We start from the raw sequence: 22,943 nt of genomic DNA, 5'->3' as shown, positions 1-22,943 counted from the left end.
TGGCGAACCGACCCTATGGGTGTATAACTAGAACCTATCAAACTCATTGCACTGATTGGTCCACGAATGACGCTCACCGAATTGAAATACATCGTTGCGGTGGCCCGCGAGCGGCACTTCGGCCGGGCCGCTGAAGCGTGCTTCGTCAGCCAGCCGACGCTGTCGGTGGCAATCAAAAAGCTCGAAGACGAACTGAACGTGCAGATTTTCGAGCGCGGCACCAGCGAAGTGAGTGTCACGCCGATCGGCGAGCAGATCGTCACACAGGCTCAGCGCGTGCTCGAGCAGACGCTCGCCATCAAGGAAATCGCCAAACAGGGCAAGGACCCGCTCATCGGGCCGCTGCGGCTCGGCGTGATTTACACGATCGGACCGTACCTGCTGCCCACGCTCGTCAAGCAGATGATCAAGCGCGTTCCGCAAATGCCGTTGATGCTGCAAGAGAACTACACGCTCAAGCTGATCGAGCTACTCAAGCAGGGCGAAATCGACGTCGCGATCATGGCGTTGCCGTTTCCTGAAACGGGTCTGATGCTGCGTCCGCTGTATGACGAACCGTTCGTCGTCGCACTGCCGTCGGGGCACGCGTGGGAAAACCGCCAGACAATCGACGCGGACGATCTGAAGCAGGAGACCATGCTGCTGCTCGGCAGCGGCCACTGCTTCCGCGACCACGTGCTCGGCGTGTGTCCGGAACTGATGCGCTTTTCGCAAAATGCGGACGGCATCCAGAAGACCTTCGAAGGATCGTCGCTGGAAACCATTCGCCATATGGTGGCGAGCGGCGTCGGGATCACCGTGCTGCCGCGCATGTCGGTGCACGAAGTGAAGCCGCATGCGGGCGGCATCGACGCAGGCCTGCTCAGCTACGTCGCGTTCGGCGAACCGGTGCCGGATCGCCGCGTCGTGCTGGCGTGGCGCAAGAGCTTCACGCGTATGCCCGCAATCGACGCCATTTGCGATGCGATCAACGCCTGCGAACTGCCGGGCGTCAAAAAGCTCGATTTGCCCGTCGCCGTCAACTGAGGTTGGCAACGCGTCTGTCGAATGCGAAGGCTATCGAATATATAAAATTAATCAAATACAGATATTCGATAGCTGTTGATATAGTCGCCTCCATGGATCGCCGGCTCACCTATTGACCCGATAAGACATCGTGGCGGCGTTCGCGCCGCGCATCGGCTTCTCGCCGGACCGTCTGTTGCAACGCTGGCTGTCCTCCATTGCGATGGCGCGATGCGGCGATACCAAGCGATATAAAGCAGTCCGAAGCAGGAGCCCAATCATGATACAGACGATATTTGCCGCACGAGGTGGCTCGCCAACCGCACGCGGTGCGCAACGGCAACAGGTGGTCAGGGTGCGCCAGGCGCTCGGTTTTGCGATAGTCGCAGGCGGCTCGGCGGTGCTCGTCGCGCAGGCGTTGCAGCACGCGCTGGGCGGCTGATCACAGGCGGGCCGCGCATTCGCCAGCGGAGCGCAGCTTGCGCGAACCCAGCGGATTTCCAGGCTACACTGTCGAGCGTCCGATGTATCGACTTTGCCATTCGCAAGACCGTCATTTTGCCGACCGGTTCGTATCACTTGTCACAGGAGTCATCATGGCCAAGAAAGAAGCCGCAGCCGTACCGCCCGTCAACATCGGGATCAGCGACAAGGATCGCAAGAAAATTGCAGAGGGCCTGTCGCGGTTGCTCGCCGACACCTACACGCTGTACCTGAAGACCCACAACTTTCACTGGAACGTGACGGGTCCGATGTTCAACACGCTCCACCTGATGTTCGAAACGCAATATAACGAACTGGCGCTGGCAGTCGACTCCATCGCCGAACGCATCCGCGCGCTCGGCGTGCATGCGCCGGGCAGTTACAAGGACTTCGCGAAGCTGTCGTCGATTCCCGAAGCGGACGGCGTGCCGGCCGCTGAAGAAATGATCCGCCAACTGGTGGAAGGGCAGGAGGCCGTCGTGCGCACAGCACGCGAGATCTTCCCGTCGACGGAAGCCGCCAACGACGAGCCCACCGCCGACCTGCTGACGCAACGCATGCAGACGCACGAAAAGACTGCGTGGATGCTGCGTTCGATGCTGGCCTGAGCACATTGCGTTGCCGCGCTCGGCTCGACGAGCGAGCCGGTTCGTTCAGGGCTCGCTTTGCGCTGAAGTACAACAAAGCCTTCCTTCGCGGAAGGCTTTATTCTTTTCGGGCGCGGCCGGTCGTGCCTCGCTGCCAATGCAGACCGGTTTTGCGGCCTGGCCCGCGCGGAAGCTGGCCGCCGCCGGCATCCCTTAAAATAGCCGCACTGTCCTCGCATTTCACCGAATCCGCCATGTTCGCCCGACTTCCGCTGTATCTGCGACTCGTCCGCATGGACAAGCCGATCGGCAGCCTGCTGCTGCTATGGCCGACGCTCAACGCATTGTGGATTGCATCCGACGGGCATCCGTCGTGGCCGCTGCTGGTGATCTTCGCCGTGGGCACGGTGCTGATGCGCTCGGCGGGCTGTGCGATCAACGACTACGCGGATCGAGACTTCGACCGCTACGTGAAGCGCACGGAAAATCGGCCGATTACGTCAGGGAAGATCAAGGCATGGGAAGCGGTCGCGCTGGCGGCGGGTTTGTCGCTGCTGGCCTTTCTGCTGATACTGCCGCTGAACGCGCTGACCAAAGAGCTTTCCGTGGCGGCGTTGTTCGTCGCCGGCTCGTATCCGTTCACCAAGCGGTTCTTTGCTATTCCGCAGGCTTATCTCGGCATCGCCTTCGGCTTCGGCATTCCGATGGCGTTCGCGGCAATTCAGAACCATGTGCCGATGCTGGCGTGGGTGATGCTGCTCGCCAATGTCTTCTGGTCGGTCGCGTACGACACCGAATATGCGATGGTCGATCGCGACGACGACATCAAGATCGGCATCCGCACGTCGGCGCTGACCTTCGGCCGCTTCGACGTGGCCGCGATCATGCTCTGTTATGGGCTGACCTTGGGGATTTACCTGGGTATCGGCGCGCTGCTCGGTTTCGGCGTGCTGTACTGGCTCGGCTGGGCGGCGGCGGTGGGTTGCGCAGTCTACCACTACGCACTGATTCGCGACCGCGAGCGGATGGCGTGCTTCGCCGCATTCCGGCACAACAACTGGCTCGGCGGCGCGCTGTTTGCGGGGATTGCCGCGCATTACGCGGTGGCTTCGTTCTAGTCGTTCCGGCGCGGCGGTGGTGGCTGCGTGCCGGCATTCGCGTTTCAGTCGACACAGATGCCGCAGTGGCGGCTGCCTGCGCTCACGCGTGACTGCGCGCGGATGCGGCAGCGGTTTGCGGCGGCACGCTGCATCGCTCCAGTTCCGTTGCGCGGCTTGCACGCTTCTTTACATGCAGTACCCGCCGGCCCGACTTGAACTCGTGCGTGGCATCCTGCGGCGTCCTCTCTTTCGGTCATGCTAAAGCGTGACCAGCAGCAGGCGCCGCTCAAGCCAAACCCGCACCTCGAGCTAAACGCCGCCTCAGCCGCGCTCACTGCTTGCCGAACTCGTCGCCCATTTCGCGTGCGCGCGTATCGGCAGCGAGCGCGCCGCGGACGATCGCCTCCTTGATGCCGCTCGCGTCAAACGACGCCAGCGCGGCAGCCGTAGTGCCGCCCTTCGATGTCACGCGCTCGCGCAGCAGGCTCGGCGGCTCGTCGGAGTTTGCCGCCAGTTGGGCCGCGCCCGTGAAGGTCGCGACCGCGAGCGCGCGGCCTTGCGCTTCGTCCATGCCCAGTTGACGCGCGGCTTCCTGCAGCGCTTCGATGAAATAGAACACGTACGCCGGCCCGCTGCCCGAGATCGCAGTGACGGCGTCGATCTTGGCTTCGTCGTCGAACCACACCGTCGCACCGACTGCGCCGAGCACCTGGGACGCGAGCGCGCGGCCCGCCTCGTCGACGCTGCCGGTTGCGACGAGGCCCGTCACGCCCATGCCGATCAGCGCCGGCGTATTCGGCATCACGCGCACGATGCGGCCGTGGCCGTTCAGCCAGCGCGAGATATCGACCATGCGAATGCCGGCGACGATGCTGATGACCAGTTGCGACGCACTCAGATGCGGCGCCAGCGCCTGGGCGACGCTCTTCAGGATCTGCGGCTTGACCGCCAGCACGACGGCGTCGTATTCGGCGAGCGCGGCGTCGGCCGTTGCGCCGGTGCGGATGCCGAACTGCTGGTCATTGCGCTTGCGCGCCTCTTCGTTGGGGTCGATCGCATAGAGGTCCGCCGGGGCGACGCCACGCTTGATGAGACCGCCGATCAATGCCGCAGCCATATTGCCGCCGCCGATGAAAGCAATTTTCATGTTGATCCGAATGAGGTTCGATGAAGAGCGGCGGAGCGCCGCCAAAATCAGTGGGAATAGTCGCGCATGCCGAAAATCGCGGTGCCGATTCGCACGATCGTCGCACCTTCGAGCACCGCCGCTTCGAGATCGCCCGACATGCCCATCGACAACGTGTCGAGTTGCAGTCCGCCCTCGCGCAGCCGCTCGAAAAGCTCGCGCAACTGGCGATGCGGCACACGTTGCGCATTGATATCGCCGGCCGGCTCGGGAATCGACATGAGCCCGCGCAGCCTCAGCTTCGGCAGCGCGGCGACCTGCTGCGCGACTTCGACCGCCTCGGCGACGCTGACGCCGCTTTTCGACGCCTCGCCGCTGATGTTGACCTGCAAACACAGGTTCAGCGGCGGCAGATCGCTGGGGCGCTGCTCGGAGAGCCGCTGCGCGATTTTCAGCCGGTCGACCGAATGCACCCAGTCGAAATGCTCGGCGACCGGCCGGGTCTTGTTCGATTGCAACGGACCGATGAAGTGCCATTCGAGCGACGCGCGCAGATCGGCGAGCGTCTCGATCTTCCCAAGCGCTTCCTGCACGTAGTTCTCGCCGAACGCGCGCTGGCCGACGCCGTGCGCGGCGCGCACCGCGTCGGCGGGAAAGGTCTTCGAGACCGCGAGCAGCGTGACCGAGCCCACATCGCGCCCGGCCGCATGCGCGGCCGAGGCGATGCGTTGCCGCACCGCTTCGAGGTTGTGTGTCAGGTCGGGCATAAAACGGAACCGGTAGCTCAGCGAATGGCGATCACCGGATTATACGGACAGCATGTGTTCGACCAATTCGATCCAATGCGCGACCGGCGTCGACGTGCCGCTTTGCAGATGCGCAATGCAGCCGACGTTCGCGGACAGGATCAACTGCGGCTCCTGGGCATGCAGTCGTTCGAGCTTCTGATCGCGCAGCGCATACGAGAGCCGCGGCTGCGTGATCGAGTAAGTACCGGCCGAACCGCAGCACAGATGACTGTCCGTGGGCAGGCGCACTTCGACGCCGAGCGCGGTGAGCAGCTGCTCGACCTTGCCGCGCACCTGCTGACCGTGCTGCAACGTGCAGGGCGGATGAAACGCCACCGTATGAACGGCGCGCCGGCGCGTGATCGCGGTCAGCGCTTCTTCGAAGTCCGGCAGCACTTCCGCGATGTCGCGCGTCAGTTCGACGATGCGGCGCGCCCTGTCCGCATACGCCGGGTCATGGCGCAACAGGTGCGCGTATTCCTTGACCGTCGCGCCGCAGCCGGACGCGTTCATCACGATCGCCTCGACGCCTTCTTCGACATACGGCCACCATGCGTCGATGTTGGCGCGCAGGTCGTCGAGCGCTTCATCGTTGTAGCCCAGATGCAGGCGGACTGCGCCGCAGCAGCCGGCATCCGGCGCGATCACGGTTTCGATGCCGAGCGCATCGAGCACGCGCGCCGTCGCGATGTTGACATTGGGCATCATCGACGGTTGCACGCAACCCGCCAGCATCAGCATCTTGCGCGGGTGTTTCGCGCTCGGCCATTCCAGGGGACGCTGCCGCGCGGGCACCTTGTCGCGCAGTTTCTTCGGCAGCACGCGGCGGAAATGCTGGCCGAGGCGCATCGTCGGCGTGAACACCGCGCTGTTCGGCACGAAGCTCGCGAGCAGCCGGCGCGTGAGCCGCTGACCCAGCGGGCGCGTGACCTTCTCTTCGGTGAGCTTGCGGCCGATCTCCACCAGCCGGCCGTATTGCACGCCGGACGGACAGGTGGTTTCGCAGTTGCGGCAGGTCAGGCACCGGTCCAGATGGAGCTGCGTGCTGCGCGTGACCGGCGCGCCTTCGACCATCTGCTTGATCAGATAGATGCGCCCGCGGGGACCGTCCAGCTCGTCGCCGAGCAACTGGTAGGTCGGGCAGGTGGCCGTGCAGAAACCGCAATGTACGCAATTGCGCAAGATGGCGTCGGCTTCGTCGCCATCGGGCGTATTGCGAATGAAGTCCGCGAGGTTGGTTTGCATCGCGTCGCTCAGAAGTCGGGGTAGAGCCGGCCGCGATTGAAGATCCGGGCCGGGTCGAAAGCGCTTTTCAGGCCGCGATGGATTTTCATCAGCGGCGCGGGCAGCGGGGTGAAGACGCCCGTGCTGCGGTCGTAACCAGGGCCGGTGCGGAAGATCGTGGCATGGCCGCCCGCCTGCTTCGCACTGATGCGCACGGTTTGTGCATCGGTGTCGGTGATCCACCAGCGCTGGGCGCCGCCCCATTCCATCAGCTGTGCACCGGGCAGTTGCATCGGCTCGGTGATCGAGGGCAGCGCAAGACGCCAGAGCGCTGCCTGCGGCGGGATAGCCGCGAAAAACGGATCGGTTTGCTCGCGCAGGCCGGCCCAGAAACGTTCTGCTTCCACCGCATCGACTACCTCGCCGCCGAGTGACGTTCGCGCCGCCTTGACCGCCGCTTCGGCGCCCGCGAGGCGCACGGCGAGCGTACCGTTACGCCATGCGCTCGCGGAAATCGGCAGCGGCCGGCCGCCCCATTCGTTGAGCTTGCGCACGGCATCGGTGCCGTTCACGTCGAACTTGAGGGTGGTTTCGGCTTTCGGCCGCGGCAGCACCTTGATCGACAGTTCGAGGATCAAACACAGCGTGCCGAGAGAGCCCGCCATCAAACGCGACACGTCGTAGCCGGCGACGTTCTTCACCACCTGACCGCCGAAATGCAGCTTCTGCCCCTGGCCGTTCATGATGACGGCGCCCAGCACGAAGTCGCGCGCCGCGCCGACCGCGGGGCGGCGCGGGCCGGCGATGCCCGCGGCGATGCAGCCGCCGAAGGTGGCCTGAGGTCCGTAGTGCGGCGGCTCGAAAGCCAGCATTTGATGGTGATCGGCCAGAGCGGCTTCGATCTCCAGCAGCGGTGTGCCCGCTCGCGCGGTGATGACGAGTTCCGCCGGATCGTACGCGATGATGCCGCGATACGCGCGCGTGTCGAGGATCTCACCTTCCAGCGTCTGACCATACCAGTCTTTGGTGCCGCCGCCGCGCAGGCGCAACGCGCGGCCCTCGGCGGTGGCCGAACGCACGCGTTCCGACCATACGGCGACGATGTCGTCCTCTTCCATGGTGCCCTGCTTCGTTGTGTTTCGTTTGATTGTACCGGGCGGGGGCTCGCTGGCAACCAGGAGCGGACCCGCATCGGGTAATCAGGGTGGGACACCGTGAGAGGCCGGCCGACGCGGCCTCTCATGTGCGGTGAGGAGCTCAGAAACGCGGCAGTTCCGGGTGAGGCAGCAAGCCGCCGCGCACGTGCAGCTTGCCGTATTCGGCGCAGCGCGCGCGGGTGGGAATACCCTTGTCGGGGTTCAGCAGACCGGGTGCGTCGAACGCTCGCTTGACTGCATGGAACGCGTCGCGCTCTTCCGGCGAGAATTGCACGCACATCGAATTGATCTTCTCGATGCCGACGCCGTGCTCGCCCGTCACCGTGCCGCCGAGTTCCACGCAGGCTTCCAGGATGTCGCTACCGAACGCCTCGGCCCGGTGCCACTCGTCCTGGTCGTTGCCATTGAAAAGAATCAACGGGTGCATGTTGCCGTCGCCGGCATGGAACACGTTGATGCAGCGCAGGCGGTAAGTTTTCTCCATCGCTTCGATACGCGCGAGCAGCGGCCCGATACTGCGGCGCGGCACCGTGCCGTCCATGCAGTAGTAGTCGGGCGAAATGCGGCCGGCGGCTGGAAATGCGTTCTTGCGGCCGGACCAGAAGCGCAGCCGTTCCGCTTCCGAGCGCGAAATCTGGATGCGCGTGGCGCCGTGTTCTCGCAGCACCGCTGTCATCCGCACGATTTCGTCGGCGACTTCTTCCGGCGTGCCATCCGACTCGCATAGCAGAATAGCGGCCGCATCCAGGTCGTAGCCCGCCTTGACGAATTCCTCCACGGCGCGCGTGGCGGGCTTGTCCATCATCTCGAGGCCCGCGGGGATGATGCCCGCGCCGATGATGCCGGCGACCGCGTCCCCACCTTTCACCACGTCGTCGAAACTGGCCATGATGACTTGCGCGGTTTGCGGCTTCGGGATCAGCTTGACGGTGACCTCGGTGACGATAGCGAACATGCCTTCGCTGCCGATCAGCACCGCGAGCAGATCGAGACCGGGCGCATCCGGCCCGAGCGAGCCGAATTCGACGACCTCGCCTTCCATGGTCACCGCGCGCACGCGCAGTACGTTGTGCACGGTGAGGCCGTACTTCAGACAATGCACGCCGCCCGAGTTCTCCGACACATTGCCGCCGATCGTGCAGGCGATCTGCGACGACGGGTCGGGCGCGTAGTAGAGCCCATACGGGGCGGCGGCCTCCGAAATAGACAGATTGCGCACACCCGGCTGCACGGTGGCGGTTCGCGCATACGAGTCGACTTCCACGATTTTGCGAAAGCGCGCGAGCGACACCACCACGCCGTGCCGGATCGGCATCGCGCCGCCCGACAAGCCGGTGCCCGCGCCGCGCGGCACGATCGGCACGTCGAGCCGGTGGCAGATCTGCACGATGCGCTGCACCTGCGACTCCGTTTCCGGCAATGCGACCGCGAGCGGCAGACGCCGGTATGCGGCGAGGCCGTCGCAGTCATAGGCGACGGTGTCTTCCTCGCGATACAGCAGACAGTGGGTCGGCAAAACAGCCATCAGCGCCTGCACGACTTCGCGCTGGCGCTGGGCGAGTACGTCGGCCGTCAGTTCAGCGGGTGCGTTCATGTCACTTGTCTCCTCGTGCGTTTCGCCCATCTTGCTCTGGTTGCAAGCTGTTTTATTGCAGCGGCCGCGCTGCCACGCCGCGGCGCCTGAGATCGCGTCAAGCCGCCCACGCGAAGATCTTGCCCGGGTTCATCAGATTGCGCGGGTCGAGTGCGTGCTTGATGGAGCGCATGGTGTCGACGGCCACGTCGCCGTGTTCTTCCAGCAGGAAGCCCATCTTGTGCAGCCCAACCCCATGCTCGCCGGTGCAGGTGCCGTCCATGCGCAACGCGCGTTGCACGATGCGGTGATTCAGGCGCTCGGCTTCTTCGAGTTCCTCGGGCTTGTTGGGGTCGATCAGGATCGCGACGTGGAAGTTGCCGTCGCCGACATGGCCGACGATCGGGCAAGGCAGCGGCGATGCTTGCAGGTCCTGCTCCGTTTCCACTACGCACTCGGCGAGGCGCGAGATCGGCACGCAGACGTCGGTCGTGACAGCGCGGCAGCCGGGCTTCAGTTGCAGCATCGCGAAGTACGCGTTGTGACGCGCATTCCACAGACGGCTGCGCTCTTCCGGACGCGTCGCCCATTCGAAGCCTTCGCCGGCATGCTGTGCGGCGATTTCCTGCACCAGTTCGGCTTGCTCTTTCACACCGGCTTGCGTGCCGTGGAATTCGAAGAACAGCGTGGGGGCTTCACGTAGCGTCAGATTCGAGTGGCGGTTGATCGAGCGGATTGCAAGCGAGTCGACGAACTCCACGCGTGCAATCGGCACGCCGATCTGGATCGTTTCGATGACCGCGCGCACCGCATCCCCCATCGACGCAAACGCGCACACCGCGGCGGAAACCGCTTCCGGTTGCGGATACAGGCGCAGGGTGATTTCGGTGATGACGCCGAGCGTGCCTTCCGAGCCGACGAACAGACGCGTGAGGTCGTAGCCTGCCGACGATTTGCGCGCCCGCGTTCCGGTCTTGATCACGCGGCCGTCGGCCAGCACGACGCTCAGCCCAAGCACGTTCTCGCGCATCGTGCCGTAGCGCACGGCATTGGTGCCCGACGCACGGGTCGCCGACATGCCTCCGATGCTTGCGTCCGCGCCGGGGTCGATCGGAAAGAAGAGGCCCGTGGCGCGCAGCGCTTCGTTCAACTGCTTGCGCGAGATGCCGGGCTCGACCGTGACGGTCAGGTCTTCGGCGTTGATGGACAGCACCCGGTTCATTTCCGACAGGTCGATCGACACGCCGCCTTGCACCGCCAGCAGATGGCCTTCGAGAGACGAGCCGTTGCCGTACGGAATGATCGGCACGTTGTGCTCGCCGCATAGTCTGACGGCAGCTTGCACGTCTTCCGTGCTGCTCGCGAACACAACGGCGTCGGGCAGTTGAGGATCGAACGGCGATTCGTCGCGGCCATGGTGGGCCCGCACGGCTTCGGCAACGGAGACGCGCTCGCCGAAGACAGCTTTGAGCGCGTCGAGCAATTCAGCGGGAAACGGCCGGCGCAGCGGGGCCGGCGGCACGGGATGGTTCACGCATGTCTCCTGATATTGGGCCAGAGCGGGTTCGCAGCCGGTCTTTGGATTTTACGCCGGTCGCCCCCAGGCCGGCGTCGGTCCGGCCATCGCTTCTATAATGGCGGCGACTTCGTGATGCGCGCAATATGGACAAACGCGTGGACAAACGCGGTGGCGCAAGGAGCCGTTGCGCTGCTTCTCGTTGCTGCACCCTGTTTCAAGCCATATTCGACGGACGCATCGTCACAGAAGACCAGGGAGACATCATGGGCAACCGCTTGAGCAAGATCGCAACCCGTACCGGCGACGACGGCACCACGGGTCTCGGCGACGGCCGCCGCGTGCGCAAGGACAGCGCGCGCATTGCCGCGATAGGCGAGGTCGACGAACTCAATTCGAATCTCGGTGTGCTCTTGTGCGAAGCGCTGCCCGACACGGTTCGCGCGGCGCTGATTGCGATCCAGCATGATCTGTTCGATCTTGGCGGCGAACTATGCATTCCCGGCCACACGATGATTACCGACCGGCATCTCGCTCAACTCGACGACTGGCTTGACGATTACAACGCGGCATTGCCGCCGCTCAAGGAGTTCATTCTGCCGGGAGGCTCCCGCGCAGCCGCGCTCGCGCACGTGTGCCGCACGGTCTGCCGGCGGGCCGAACGGGCGATTGTTGCATTGGGAGAACAGGAGCCGGTCAACGCGGCGCCGCGTCAGTATGTGAATCGGCTGTCCGACCTGCTGTTCGTGCTCGCGCGCGTACTCAATCGTGTCGACGGCGGCACCGATGTGCTGTGGCAGCATGAACGCAGCACAGGCTGAACCCGCAGCGGTTTGTTCACGTTAGCCAGGCCGGTGTCAACCGACGGCCAGCGTGACAGGTTTGCCGATCCGGCACATCATTTCGATGAGCGTATCGATGGTGAACCTGGTGGTTTTCTTGTTCACCAGGACCCTTGATGAAGCACCCTTCGTCCGCTTGCCTAAAAAAAACCGGCGCACGAAGTGAACCGGTTTTTGCTACGGAGTTGAACAGCGGGGCAGCGTGTCAATTGCCGCTGCCGCGTGCAATCCGGCGTTGCTTGACCGCGTCGGCGAGACCCTCGAGCACGGCGACGCTTTCGTCCCAGCCGATGCACGCGTCCGTAATGCTTTGGCCGTACGTCAACGCGCAGCCCGGCTGCAGGTCCTGGCGACCCGCCACGAGGTGCGATTCCACCATCACGCCGACAATTCGTTCGTCGCCCGAAGCAATCTGGCGGCCGATGTCCGCGCACACCGGAATCTGGTTTTCATGTTTCTTCGAGCTGTTCGCGTGGCTTGCGTCGATCATCAGACGCGCCGCGAGCCCAGCCTTGCCTATGTCGGCGCAAGCGGCGTTGACGCTGTCCGCGTCGTAGTTCGGCGTCTTGCCGCCACGCAGGATGATGTGGCAGTCCTCATTGCCCGCGGTCGATACGATCGCCGAGTGGCCGCCCTTGGTGACCGACAGGAAATGGTGCGGCTGCGAGGCGGCCTTGATCGCGTCGACGGCGATCTTCACGTTGCCGTCCGTGCCATTCTTGAAGCCGACCGGGCACGACAGTCCCGACGCGAGTTCGCGGTGTACTTGCGACTCCGTGGTGCGCGCGCCGATCGCGCCCCACGAGATGAGATCGGCGATGTATTGCGGGCTGATCATGTCGAGGTATTCGGTACCGGCCGGCAGGCCCAGCTCGTTGATGCGCAACAGCAGTTCGCGGGCGGCGCGCAAACCTTCGTTGATCTTGAAGCTGTTATCCATGTGTGGATCGTTGATGAGGCCCTTCCAGCCCACCGTCGTGCGCGGCTTTTCGAAGTACACGCGCATCACGATTTCGAGTTCGCCCGCCAAGCGCTTGCGCTGCTCGATCAAACGCCCGGCGTATTCGATCGCAGCCTGCGGATCGTGAATCGAGCACGGCCCGATGATGACGATAAGACGATCTTCCATGCCGTGCAGGATGCGATGCATCGCGTTGCGCGAGTTGTAGATCAGGTCGGACACCGTTTCGTCGCAGGCGAATTCGCGGATCAGATGGGCGGGCGGCGTGAGTTCTTTCAATTCGCGGATGCGGACATCGTCGGTGTTGTGCGGGGGCATGCTGTTCTCCTGGATCGGTTCGTAGCGTGTTCGCGCGGGCAACCAAGGCTGTGATGACGCAGCGGTGCCAGAGCGGACAACAATCAAAAAATGTTCAACGACTAGGCTTCAAATGCGGTTTCCAGCGCGTGAGGCGAAAAAAAACCGCCAGGCTAGCTGGCGGTTTTTCGGGAATTCTCGGTGTCCTGCATGCACTAACACCCCTCTCGATCCGCCAGCGGTCTGAGATACCAAAAGAAGTGAAAATAAAACTTGGCAGACATGGCGAAATGAGGTGGCTGATGAAAAGAGTGCGTGACTTTATAACCCGCTCAGGCTGAGCTGACAAGCTTCAGGGCACTAAAATGCGGAAAAACCGCATGTTTGCCATTGTTCATGCGCGAAACATGCGTCTGCCCGGGGTCAGGCCGTGCCGCCAACCGTCATCCGGTCGATGCGCAACGTCGGCTGGCCGACGCCCACCGGCACGCTCTGACCCTCCTTGCCGCACACGCCGACGCCCGAATCGAGCTTCATGTCGTTGCCGATCATGCTGACATACTTGAGCGATTCCGGACCGCTGCCGATCAGCGTCGCGCCCTTGACCGGATAGGTGATCTTGCCGTTCTCGATCATGTACGCCTCGGAGGCCGAGAACACGAACTTGCCGTTGGTGATGTCCACCTGGCCGCCGCCGAAATTCACCGCGTACAAACCGTTTTTCACCGACTCGAGGATTTCCTGCGGGTCGCGGTCGCCGTTGAGCATGTAGGTGTTGGTCATGCGCGGCATGGGCAGCGCCGCGTACGACTCGCGGCGCGCGTTGCCGGTGACCGGCATCTTCATCAGACGCGCGTTCAGCGTGTCCTGAATGTAGCCCTTCAGGATGCCGTCTTCGATCAGGGTCGTGCACTGGGTCGGATTGCCTTCGTCGTCGATGTTGAGCGAACCCCGGCGGTTGGGCAGCGTGCCGTCGTCGACCACGGTGACACCCTTTGCGGCAACCTGCTCGCCGATCCGCCCGGCGAACGCCGACGAACCCTTGCGGTTGAAGTCGCCTTCCAGGCCGTGGCCGATCGCCTCGTGCAGCAGCACGCCGGGCCAACCCGGGCCGAGCACGACGGTCATTGCGCCGGCCGGCGCAGGGCGGGCGTCCAGGTTCACCAGCGCCGCGTGCACGGCGTCGTCGACGTAGCGCGACAGCACTTCGTCGGTGAAATAGCCGTAGTCGAAGCGGCCGCCGCCGCCGCCGCTGCCGATTTCGCGGCGGCCGTTCTGCTCGGCGATTACCGTGATCGACACGCGTACCAGCGGACGGATGTCGGCCGCGAAGCCGCCGTCGCTGCGCGCGACCAGCACCACGTCGTATTCGCCCGCGAGCCCGGCCATCACCTGCTGAATGCGCGGGTCGCGGCCGCGCGCCATCTGCTCGATGCGTTCGAGCAGCTTGACCTTGGCGGTGGCGTCGAGCGAATGCAGCGGATCGGACGGCAGGTACAGATCGCGCCCGGCAATGCCGGTCAGCGACGAGGCCACCTTGATCTTCTGCTTGCCGCCGCCCGCCTTGGCGATCGCGCGGGTGGCGATCGCGGCCTGGCGAATCGCTTCGGGCGACAGGTCGTCCGAGTACGCGAAAGCCGTGCGGTCGCCTGCCACGGCGCGCACGCCGACGCCCTGGTCGATGCTGAAGCTACCCGACTTCACGATGCCTTCTTCGAGGCTCCACGCTTCGCTGCGGGTTGCCTGGAAGTACAGGTCGGCGTAGTCGATGCGGTGCGTGAAGATTTCGGCAAGCGTGCGGGTGAGCAGAGATTCGTCGAGACCGTAGGGCGTGAGAAGGATGTCCTTGGCGGTGGCGAGATTACGGATACCGGGTTCGATGATGTTCATGCGAAGTATGTTCTGCTCGATACGAAGGATTCGGTTAGCGCCCAACTCACTCGGGGGATTGCGGGGCGCCGCAGTTTCAGTGCCGGCTTTAACTGAGCACACGATGGCGCCAGGCGGGCAGGCTCTGTCGCACTTCTTCGATGCGCGCACGCTCGAGATTGCCGGCCACCACGCCGGCGCCTTCGTCGCGCACCGCGACGATGTCGCCCCATGGGTCGATCAACATGCTGTGGCCCCACGTGCGGCGGCCGTTTTCGTGTTTGCCGCCTTGCGCGGCGGCCAGCACGTAACACTGGTTTTCGACCGCCCGGGCGCGCAATAGCATTTCCCAGTGCGCGCGGCCGGTGGTGTAGGTGAACGCGGACGGCACCACCATCAACGCGCAGTCGCCCAGGCGCCGGTACAGTTCCGGAAAGCGTAGATCGTAGCAGACCGACAGGCCGACACGGCCGAACGGCGCCTCGAAGCTGCGGACCTCGCCGCCGGGGCAGATGGTGCGTGCCTCGTCGAACGATTCTTCGCCTTTCTCGAAGTTGAACAGATGGATCTTGTCGTAGCGCGCGGCTTCGGTGCCTTGCGGGTCGAACACCAGCGTGGTGTTCAGCACGCGCGACACTTCGGGCGCGGTGATCGGCAGCGTGCCGCCGATCACCCAGATCTGATGGCGGCGCGCGGCGTCGCTGAGAAAACGCTGGATTGGCCCGTCGCGATAGGCTTCGCGCACGGCCAGCTTGTCCGTGTCCTTGAAGCCCATGAAGCAGAAGTATTCGGGCAGCAGCACGAGTTGCGCGCCGTCGGCGGCGGCTTCGGCGATCAGGCGCTGCGCCTCGGCCAGATTGCGTTCGGGCTCGGGCGTGCTCACCATCTGCAGCGCGGCCACCCGGAACGTCCTTGCCGAAGGACCGCTGGACGCCGCGGCGGACGGAGATGAGAAGGCGTGTGTTTCGCTCATGAGCGTTTCAGAAAACTCCCGGCAAGGCGACGGCTGGAACCGCTCGCGCCGCTGACGTCGTTCAGGGTTGGCTGGGGCCGTCGCTGTGGCGCTGGGCTGTTTCGGACGGGCAACGGGACAAAGGGCGCGGCCCGGAGAAAGCTCAGTGCGCTTCCACGGCCGAAGCCGGAACGTCCATCTTACCGCGATCGCCCGTCAGCCGCTCGATGTGCGGTTTCGTCCACGACCCGGTGATCGCATACTCGCGCGCGAACACGTGCGAGACCGAGTGGCTGAACGCCAGATCGGCCGCCAACGCACCCAGGCCCAGGAATGGATTGATGACCGCCGCGGCGATCACCGCGGCGCCGACGCTCAGGGTCGGCGTGACATGCAGATGTATGTCCTGGGTCTTCTGTGCGAGATCGACGGAGCCCGCCATGTCGACGCGCGCCGGCGCGGTCACCATCCTGAAGTTGTCCGTGTGGCCGATGCCGTCGTGGATCTGCGCAGTGCCCGTGACGCTCGAGAACGGCAGTCCTTCGCCCATCACGTCGCGGAAATCCAGCGTGGCAATGCGCGCGAGACTTTGCAGGCTGAGCACGCCCAGCAGCGTGGCGACGCCCGGGTCGATCTTGAGGATCTGGCCGTGCCGCAGGTCCATGGCCAAATTGCCGTTGAGCGTCGGATAGTCGATCGTGGCCGGGCCGCCACGCCACACCACTTTGCCTGCCAGCGAGCCGCTGCCGCCCTTGATCGTGCGCGGCTGGCCGAGCCGTTCGAGCAGCGCTCCGGCATCCTTCACGTCGAGCTTGAAATCGAACACGGTGCGGCGCGGCGTGGCTTCGTCGGTGGCGCCGCCCAGTGACGCCGAGGTGCGCCAGTTCCCGGTGGCGCTCAGCGTGGCGGCCGGGTTCGTGATGTCGAGCTTGTCGAGTTGCCACACCGGCACGCCGTCTTCCTCGAAGTTGTGCGCGTCGACTTCGACACGGCCGACGTTGCGATCCCGCACGATCAGCTCGTTGACCACCAGATCGATCGTCGGCATGTTCTGCACGGGCGCGGACATCGCCGGGCCGAGCAGATCCTTGTCGGCCACGGCCGGGATCACGACGCGCGCAAAGCGCGCCTGCAGCGTGCCGGGCGAGTTGCGGGCGGCGCCCGGCAGCCACGACACGTGGCCGGACACCTGGTTCGACGCTACGTTCGCCTGCCAATTGCCCTCCGTGTGCGACGCGCCGACGACCACGTCGTCCCAGTGGCGCTTGAGCAGGGTCAGCGTGTCGATATGGAGCGCGAAGCGGTTCGGCAGGAACTGGGTGACGGCGGGGTTCGGTGCGGGCGGCGGCGCGCTCGCCGCGAGCACTGCGCTTGCGGTGGCCGCGCCCTGGCTGCGCATCTGGGTGACGAGCGCGCGCCATGCGTCGGCGTCGAACGCGGGCACGTCGATAGCGGCGACCACGCCCTCGGACGGCAGGTCGGCGGGCCGGTTCACGCCGATCGCGCCGCGCACGACCGTCGGCACGGCTTTCGGCCGATAGCGCAGCAGATACGCGGCGGCAATCGGCCCGAAGGTGAGATCGGCGCGTTCGAGGCCCACTTCGCCCGGCGTCCCGGACGGGTTGACGGCGAAGTGCAGCGGCATAGGCGTGCCGGCCTGCTTGTGGAATGGCGCCGGGAAGTCGAGCGCAAGGCCGGTCAGATCGGAATTCGCACTCACTTCCGGCAAGCGCCCTTTCGCGCCTTGCACGTTCAGCGCGTAGGGTGCGCTGCCGCTCATGCGCGCCAGCACCTGCGCGGCCGGGCCATGCAGATCGAGGCCGCGCGCGGCATCGACGGCAATATGGCCACCGAGCGCCAGCGCATACGTCCCATCCTGGCGCAGACCGCCGTTCGCATGGACGTCGCCGCCCAGAAACCGCCCGGACAGCCGCTCGGCCTGTGCGGTGTGCTCGGTGAAGCGCACTCGGCCGTTCAGCTGCGACAGCGGCGGCGCCTGCGGGATGCTCAAGCGGTTGTTCAGGAAGCCGACCGCGCCTTCCACGCCGACATGTGGTTGCGGCGTGCGCGGCAACGTCAGCTTGAGCGCGAGCGAGGCCGGCCCCTCCGCGCGGATCTTCTCCGTCTGATGCCGGGTCATGATGCCGAGCGAGCTGCCGTTCACGTAGTCGAGCATGTCGGCGAGCGGCCCGCGCCCGTTGCCCTGGATCACGAGGTTCGAGCCCCGGTTGCCGAGGTCGTCTATCTTGCCGTTGACGCCGGTCAGCGCGACGCGCTTGTAGCGCCCGCGGTCGATATCGAAGCGCAGCACGTTCTGCTTGAGTTCGAACACACCGTCGATGCCGTCGAGCGGCGGCCACACGTTCGGCGTGCCGTTCCTCATATTGCGGGGCGGGTAGGGTGTAGGGTCGAACTTGCCGCCCTTGAACGGCGCGACGATATGGAACAGGCCCGCCTCCGGATCGCGCGAGTACGGGAATTTGGTCAGGTCGCCGTGCACTTCGATCGTCGCGCCGCGCGACATGCCGGCCTGCAGCCCGTGCGCCAGATAGATGCGCAGTTTTTCGCTGATGCTGGTCGGCAGGTAGCGGGCAATGCGCGCTACCTGCGCACGCTGGAAATCGGCTTTCAGGTCGAGCGAGCCGCGACCGTGGCCGGGGTTGCTGTAGTCGGCGCTGGCCGTGGCCGCGACATCCGCGTTGGACACGCCGAAATCGGCCAGCTTCACGGTGAAGCCCGGCCGGTTCTCGCCCGGCGTCTTCGGCTTCACTGTCCAGTCGGCGCGGCCGTGGAGGCGGTCGAGCTTCAACCGGGGGTCGTCGAACACGCCCGGCAACGTGATCGCCACGTTGGACGTGTCGAGAAGCGCGGTGCCGTGGTTTTCGTCGGCGTCGACGCGGCCCCACAGATTTTCGATGCCCGGTATGCCCGCGCGCGGGTGATTGCGCGCGGTCAACCCCGGCGGCGGTTCCTGGGCGGCCACGCTGATGCCTTGCAGATCGCCGTTGAAACGATAGTGCTCGATCGGCTCGGCGCCGGCCGAGCGGCGGTCGCTGCCTGCTTCGCCGGACTCCGGTTTGGCGCGCTCTACTTCGATCACATAGTTGGCGACGAGGCCGCGCGGATTGAAGCGCACGAGGCTGTTGAGGAGGCGCCGCGGCAGCGGCAGCGCGCGGCTGAATTCCGCGAGAATGCCGAGGTCGACCCGGTCGCCGTTGATGCTGATGAGCTGCCCGTACTGCTGTGAGGTGGTCCGGTAGCGGGCGTTGAGCACCGAGAACGTCAGCGTGCGGGTGAGCGGCGTGCCGTCCTCGAGGGGCGGCTGACCCAGTTCGGCGCGCATGTCGGTCAGCTGCAGCCGGTAGTCGCGCTGCCCGGCGTCGAGGCGCCACGAGAAATGGGCAATCGGCAGCAGCAGTTTCGGCTGCGTGGGACGCACGCGCAGCGCGACGTCCGTGCCGGCCAGCTGGCCGGTCGCGGTCTTCATCTGGCCGTCGGTGAAGTCGATCCAGATGGCGTTGTCGATGCGGCCGGCAAACGCCTCGATCGGGAAGTTGACGTAGCGCGCGAGCGCTGGCAGCTCGACCGGTCCCGTCGACACGTACGCCTGGCCGGTCCAGTTGATCGGCTTGCCGATCGCGGAGAGCGGCGCATGCCGGAAGTGCGTGCGGAAATCGATCGGGCCCAGCAGCACCTGGCCGTCGGGGGGCGCTTGCATGGCCAGACGGTGGTCGTAGCCGTCGTTGAGAATGGCGATGCGAATATCGCGCAGCGCGAGTTCCGGCGCAGGGTGCGTCGCATCGCGCCAGCGCAGCACGCCGCCGCGCACCACGATCGCCTGCTGGCGCAACAGCCAGGTGGACAAGGTGTCGTTACCGCTGTGGCGGGTCGGCACCGGCACGCCCGCGACGGCCAGCACGCCGTCGTTGCTGCGCGAAATCAGCACGTCGGGCTGCTCGACGATCAGGCTGGAGAGCGCCGGATGGAATTGCCACAGGGAGTGCCAGGAAACCGTGGCGGTGGCGCGCGGGATCGTCAGCGCGGCTTTGCCTTCGTGATCGCGAATGACCAGATTGGTGACGTCGACGCCCGGTTGAAAGCCGCTCCAATGCGGCGCCAGCTTGCCGATGGTGAACTGGGTGTGCAGCTTGTCGGAGACGGCGGCTTCTATGCGTGGACGAAACGAGTCGACGCGGGGCAGTACGACGTAGCGCAAGCCAAGAAAGAGACCCGTTGCAATGAAATAGACGACGAGCGCGAAGGTCAGAACCACACGCAGGATCCGACGCAGCACGATGTGGTCGTTTCCGCTCACAGGCCGGACCTGCCCGGTTTCGTGCGGGTCGGCGGATTCGTTTCGCTCGGACATGCTGCGGCGGGTGGGCGTATGGTAGTTTTGCGAGTTAACGACGAAATGTAACACACGCAATCGCGCCGGCGGACTTCCTGCAAACCCTGTCTGCATGCCGCCTCGCGCCCTGCGCGCGGCGCGGGGTCGGGGTGTTTCAGCGTACCGGACAACGCCATTCACGCAACGAGCGAGCCAGACCATTAATGACTGACGCCACTCCCCTGAGTTCCAGCTATTCAAACTACGCAGCGCGCGCCGTGGCGGCCCGTCCGCAACTGATGGCGCAGGTCGCCGCGCTTGCGTGCGCGCCGCTGACCCGCGAGCGTCTCGACGCGCGCCTCGACGCATTGTGCGCGCAAGCCGCCGGCGCGGCCGGCGCGCCATTGAACGAGGATGCGCTCAAACGGGCGTTGCGCCAACTGCGCACGGAGGTCTTTTGCGCGGTGATGGAGCGCGACCTGGCGGGCGAAGCGGACGTCGCCGAAGTCACCGGCGCAATGACCGATCTGGCGGAGGCGACTATCCAGCGGGCACTCGCGGTTCTGTCGGCCGAGTTCGAAGCGCTTTACGGCGAGCCGCGCGGTCCGCACGGCGAGCGGCTGGTGCTGGGCGTGGTCGGCATGGGCAAACTGGGCGGCCGGGAGCTCAACGTATCGTCGGACATCGACCTGATCTTCGTCTACGAAGACGATGGCGAGACCGCGGGCGGCCAGCGTTCGCCGATTGCGACGCAGGATTTCTTCACCCGCCTGGGCAAGCGCCTGATCGCCGCGCTCGCTGACCTGACCGCCGACGGCTACGTGTTCCGGGTCGACATGCGTCTGCGGCCGAACGGCGACTCGGGGCCGCTCGTATGCAGCCTCGGGATGCTCGAAGAGTATTTCTACGTGCAGGGCCGCGAGTGGGAGCGCTATGCGTGGATCAAGGGCCGCCTCGTGTCCGAAAGCGCGAGCGACGCTGCCCAACGGCTGCACAAGCAACTCGATGCGATCGTCACGCCGTTCGTCTACCGCCGCTATCTCGACTTCGGCGTCATCAGTGCGATTCGCGCGCTGCATCTGCAGATTCGCCAGGAGGCGCAGCGCCGTGCGTCCATGCGGCCCGACAAGGCCGACGACATCAAGCTCGGGCGCGGCGGCATCCGCGAAATAGAATTCAGCGCACAGGTGTTCCAACTGATCCGCGGCGGCCAGGACGCGGGCTTTCGCGTGCGGCCGACGCTCGCCGTGCTACGGCACGCGGCCACGCACGGGCTGCTGGACTCGTCGGTGTGCGTAAAGCTCTCGCAGGCCTACCGGTTCCTGCGCGAACTGGAGCACCGGCTGCAATACCGCAACGATGCGCAGACGCACGCAATGCCGGTCGATCCCGAAGAGCGCGCCGCGCTCGCTCAGGCAATGGGTTGCGAAAACTACGCTGCGCTGATGGAAAGGCTCGACGCGCATCGCGAATTCGTCGAACAGCAGTTCGACCAGATTTTCGCCGACAAGATGAACGGCCGCGACGGCTGTGGCGTGCCCGAAGACGGCGCGGCCGCGTGGGTGTGGAGCAGCGCGCTCGCCGACGACAGCGCCGGCGACGCGTTGCGCGCGCGCCTGATCGAGCTCGGTGTGTCCGAGCCTGGCGAGCTGCTCGCGCGTCTGCGCGCGGTGTGGCAATCGTCGCGCTACGCGGGGCTCGTCGAGCGCAGCCGGCAACGCTTCGACATCGTCGCGCAGCGCGCGCTGGAAGCCGCGCGCACGCTGGAGCCGCCCGAGCGACGCGGCGACACCCTTGCACGCTGCTTCGATCTGCTCGAAGCGGTGAGCCGGCGCGGCGCCTACCTCGCGCTGCTGACCGAATATCCGCAGGCGCTGCATCAGGTGCTGTCGGTGCTAGGCGGATCGCGCTGGGCGGCGGGCTATCTGATCCGCCATCCGCAATTGCTCGACGAACTGCTGGACGAAGAAGCGATCAACAGCCCGTTCGACTGGCCGGAGTTCAAGCGCACGCTGCGCTTGCGGCTTGCCGCCGCCGACGGCGTCGAGCAGCAGATGGACCTGCTGCGGCACGCGCACCAGGCGGAGGTATTCCGCATTCTGCTGATCGATCTCGCCGGCAAGCTGAGCGTCGAACATGTGAGCGACCGCTTGTCCGAACTCGCCGACGCGGTGCTCGACGTCGCGCTCGAGGCCGTCTGGAACCAGCTGCCGAAACGCCATCGCGAGGTGCCGCGTTTCGCGGTGATCGCGTACGGCAAGCTGGGGGGCAAGGAACTGGGCTACGCCTCCGACCTCGACGTGATCTTCCTGTACGACGATCCCGACGACGCCGCAGCCGACGTCTACGCGACCTACACGCGCCGCCTGATCACCTGGCTGACTACAGCGACGGGCGCCGGCACGTTGTTCGACGTCGATCTGCGCCTGCGGCCCAACGGCGAGTCGGGCCTGCTCGTCACCGACCTCGACGCGTTTCGCCGCTACCAGTTGCGCGAAGGCGACGCGGCCAACACCGCGTGGGTGTGGGAGCACCAGGCATTGACCCGCGCGCGTTACTGCGCGGGCGACGCCGAGATCGGCGCGAAGTTCGAGGCCATCCGCGAGCAGGTGTTGACCACGCCGCGCGAAGCGGCGCCGCTCGCCAGGGAGATCCTGGAGATGCGTGAGCGCGTCGAGGCGGGGCACCCGAACCGCACGCCCGCGTTGTTCGACCTGAAGCACGACCGCGGCGGCATGGTCGATATCGAATTCACCGTGCAGTACTGGGTGCTCCTGCACGCGGCCAGCGATCCCGAACTGATCCGCAATACCGGCAACATCGCGTTGCTGCGGGAAGTGTCGCGCTTTGGTCTGATGAGCGAGGCGGAAGCGGAGACGGTCGGCGCCGCGTATCGCCGGTATCGCAAATTGCAACACACGCTGCGACTGGACGGGATGGAGAAGGCGCGGGTCGATCCGGCGCTGGTCAGCACCGAGCGTGAAGCGGTGCTGGCGTTGTGGAAGCGGGTGTTCGGGTGAGCGGGCGTTGCTTGAATTTAGCTTAAGAGCGGGGGCAGGAGGCCCGCGTTGCCCGCTGTCATCCCCGCTGTCACCTCGTGCATCGACCAGTTCGCAAGGCCCCGAACGAGCGC

Annotated in this window: 16 protein-coding genes and 1 pseudogene; 6 read left to right on the top strand and 11 right to left on the bottom strand. The window is 65.4% G+C overall.

The annotated features are described in order from the left end of the window. The first annotated feature begins 66 nt into the window (after nucleotides 1-66). From ABQJ48_RS16010 to ubiA, 4 genes are all read left to right on the top strand, one after another. Entirely contained in the window at nucleotides 67-1,026 is a 960-nt protein-coding gene (locus ABQJ48_RS16010) for a LysR substrate-binding domain-containing protein (protein WP_367838983.1), read from the top strand. A 259-nt stretch (nucleotides 1,027-1,285) separates the two neighbouring features. After that, entirely contained in the window at nucleotides 1,286-1,447 is a 162-nt protein-coding gene (locus ABQJ48_RS16005) for a hypothetical protein (protein WP_367838982.1), read from the top strand. Nucleotides 1,448-1,601: 154 nt separating this feature from the next. Then, nucleotides 1,602-2,096 (top strand): Dps family protein, encoded by a 495-nt coding sequence (locus ABQJ48_RS16000; RefSeq protein ID WP_367838981.1) that lies wholly within the window; start codon nucleotides 1,602-1,604, stop codon nucleotides 2,094-2,096. A 233-nt stretch (nucleotides 2,097-2,329) separates the two neighbouring features. Next, entirely contained in the window at nucleotides 2,330-3,193 is an 864-nt protein-coding gene (gene ubiA / locus ABQJ48_RS15995) for a 4-hydroxybenzoate octaprenyltransferase (RefSeq protein WP_367838980.1), read from the top strand. A gap of 313 nt (nucleotides 3,194-3,506) precedes the next feature. Here ubiA and proC read toward each other — a convergent pair whose 3' ends face one another. The 6 genes from proC to ABQJ48_RS15965 form a co-directional block, all read right to left on the bottom strand. Then, nucleotides 3,507-4,322: a pyrroline-5-carboxylate reductase gene (gene proC, locus ABQJ48_RS15990; protein WP_367838979.1), complete on the bottom strand. Its 816-nt coding sequence runs from the start codon at nucleotides 4,320-4,322 to the stop codon at nucleotides 3,507-3,509. A 47-nt stretch (nucleotides 4,323-4,369) separates the two neighbouring features. Continuing rightward, on the bottom strand, nucleotides 4,370-5,068 hold the full coding sequence (locus tag ABQJ48_RS15985; protein ID WP_367838978.1) for a YggS family pyridoxal phosphate-dependent enzyme: 699 nt from the start codon (nucleotides 5,066-5,068) through the stop codon (nucleotides 4,370-4,372). A 39-nt stretch (nucleotides 5,069-5,107) separates the two neighbouring features. Continuing rightward, nucleotides 5,108-6,334, bottom strand: a complete 1,227-nt coding sequence (gene glcF, locus ABQJ48_RS15980) for a glycolate oxidase subunit GlcF (protein WP_367838977.1) — start codon at nucleotides 6,332-6,334, stop codon at nucleotides 5,108-5,110. Nucleotides 6,335-6,342: 8 nt separating this feature from the next. Next, nucleotides 6,343-7,431, bottom strand: coding sequence for a glycolate oxidase subunit GlcE (glcE, locus tag ABQJ48_RS15975; protein ID WP_367838976.1), 1,089 nt, complete (start codon nucleotides 7,429-7,431; stop codon nucleotides 6,343-6,345). Between the two features lie 139 nt (nucleotides 7,432-7,570). Beyond that, nucleotides 7,571-9,064 carry an FAD-linked oxidase C-terminal domain-containing protein gene (locus tag ABQJ48_RS15970; RefSeq protein WP_367838975.1) on the bottom strand — a complete coding sequence of 498 codons (1,494 nt, stop codon included), beginning with the start codon at nucleotides 9,062-9,064 and terminating at the stop codon, nucleotides 7,571-7,573. A 97-nt stretch (nucleotides 9,065-9,161) separates the two neighbouring features. Then, on the bottom strand, nucleotides 9,162-10,577 hold the full coding sequence (locus ABQJ48_RS15965; RefSeq protein ID WP_367838974.1) for an FAD-linked oxidase C-terminal domain-containing protein: 1,416 nt from the start codon (nucleotides 10,575-10,577) through the stop codon (nucleotides 9,162-9,164). Nucleotides 10,578-10,825: 248 nt separating this feature from the next. On the opposite strand from ABQJ48_RS15965, the gene ABQJ48_RS15960 reads away from it, so the two are divergent. Next, nucleotides 10,826-11,380 carry a cob(I)yrinic acid a,c-diamide adenosyltransferase gene (locus tag ABQJ48_RS15960; protein WP_367838973.1) on the top strand — a complete coding sequence of 185 codons (555 nt, stop codon included), beginning with the start codon at nucleotides 10,826-10,828 and terminating at the stop codon, nucleotides 11,378-11,380. Between the two features lie 36 nt (nucleotides 11,381-11,416). Here ABQJ48_RS15960 and ABQJ48_RS15955 read toward each other — a convergent pair. From ABQJ48_RS15955 to ABQJ48_RS15935, 5 genes and pseudogenes are all read right to left on the bottom strand, one after another. Beyond that, nucleotides 11,417-11,509, bottom strand: a pseudogene (locus ABQJ48_RS15955) (helix-turn-helix domain-containing protein); the annotation flags it as partial. A gap of 97 nt (nucleotides 11,510-11,606) precedes the next feature. After that, the gene (gene aroG / locus ABQJ48_RS15950; protein ID WP_367838972.1) at nucleotides 11,607-12,680 is read right to left on the bottom strand and encodes a 3-deoxy-7-phosphoheptulonate synthase AroG; all 1,074 of its coding nucleotides are present in this window, start codon (nucleotides 12,678-12,680) and stop codon (nucleotides 11,607-11,609) included. A 402-nt stretch (nucleotides 12,681-13,082) separates the two neighbouring features. Beyond that, entirely contained in the window at nucleotides 13,083-14,549 is a 1,467-nt protein-coding gene (gene tldD / locus ABQJ48_RS15945) for a metalloprotease TldD (protein ID WP_367838971.1), read from the bottom strand. An 88-nt stretch (nucleotides 14,550-14,637) separates the two neighbouring features. After that, complete coding sequence (locus ABQJ48_RS15940; protein WP_367838970.1) at nucleotides 14,638-15,501, bottom strand: carbon-nitrogen hydrolase family protein; 864 nt, start codon at nucleotides 15,499-15,501, stop codon at nucleotides 14,638-14,640. A gap of 142 nt (nucleotides 15,502-15,643) precedes the next feature. After that, entirely contained in the window at nucleotides 15,644-19,849 is a 4,206-nt protein-coding gene (locus tag ABQJ48_RS15935; RefSeq protein ID WP_367838969.1) for a YhdP family protein, read from the bottom strand. A 131-nt stretch (nucleotides 19,850-19,980) separates the two neighbouring features. Here ABQJ48_RS15935 and glnE point away from each other — a divergent pair, with 131 nt between their 5' ends. Then, nucleotides 19,981-22,830 carry a bifunctional [glutamate--ammonia ligase]-adenylyl-L-tyrosine phosphorylase/[glutamate--ammonia-ligase] adenylyltransferase gene (glnE, locus tag ABQJ48_RS15930; RefSeq protein WP_473094141.1) on the top strand — a complete coding sequence of 950 codons (2,850 nt, stop codon included), beginning with the start codon at nucleotides 19,981-19,983 and terminating at the stop codon, nucleotides 22,828-22,830. The last annotated feature ends 113 nt before the right edge of the window (nucleotides 22,831-22,943 follow it).

It is taken from the genome of Paraburkholderia suaedae, from assembly GCF_040812055.1.
Classification (GTDB): Bacteria; Pseudomonadota; Gammaproteobacteria; order Burkholderiales; family Burkholderiaceae; genus Paraburkholderia.
The sequence above is the reverse complement of the archived record's forward strand: the minus strand, read 5'-3'. Positions and strand labels throughout refer to the sequence as shown.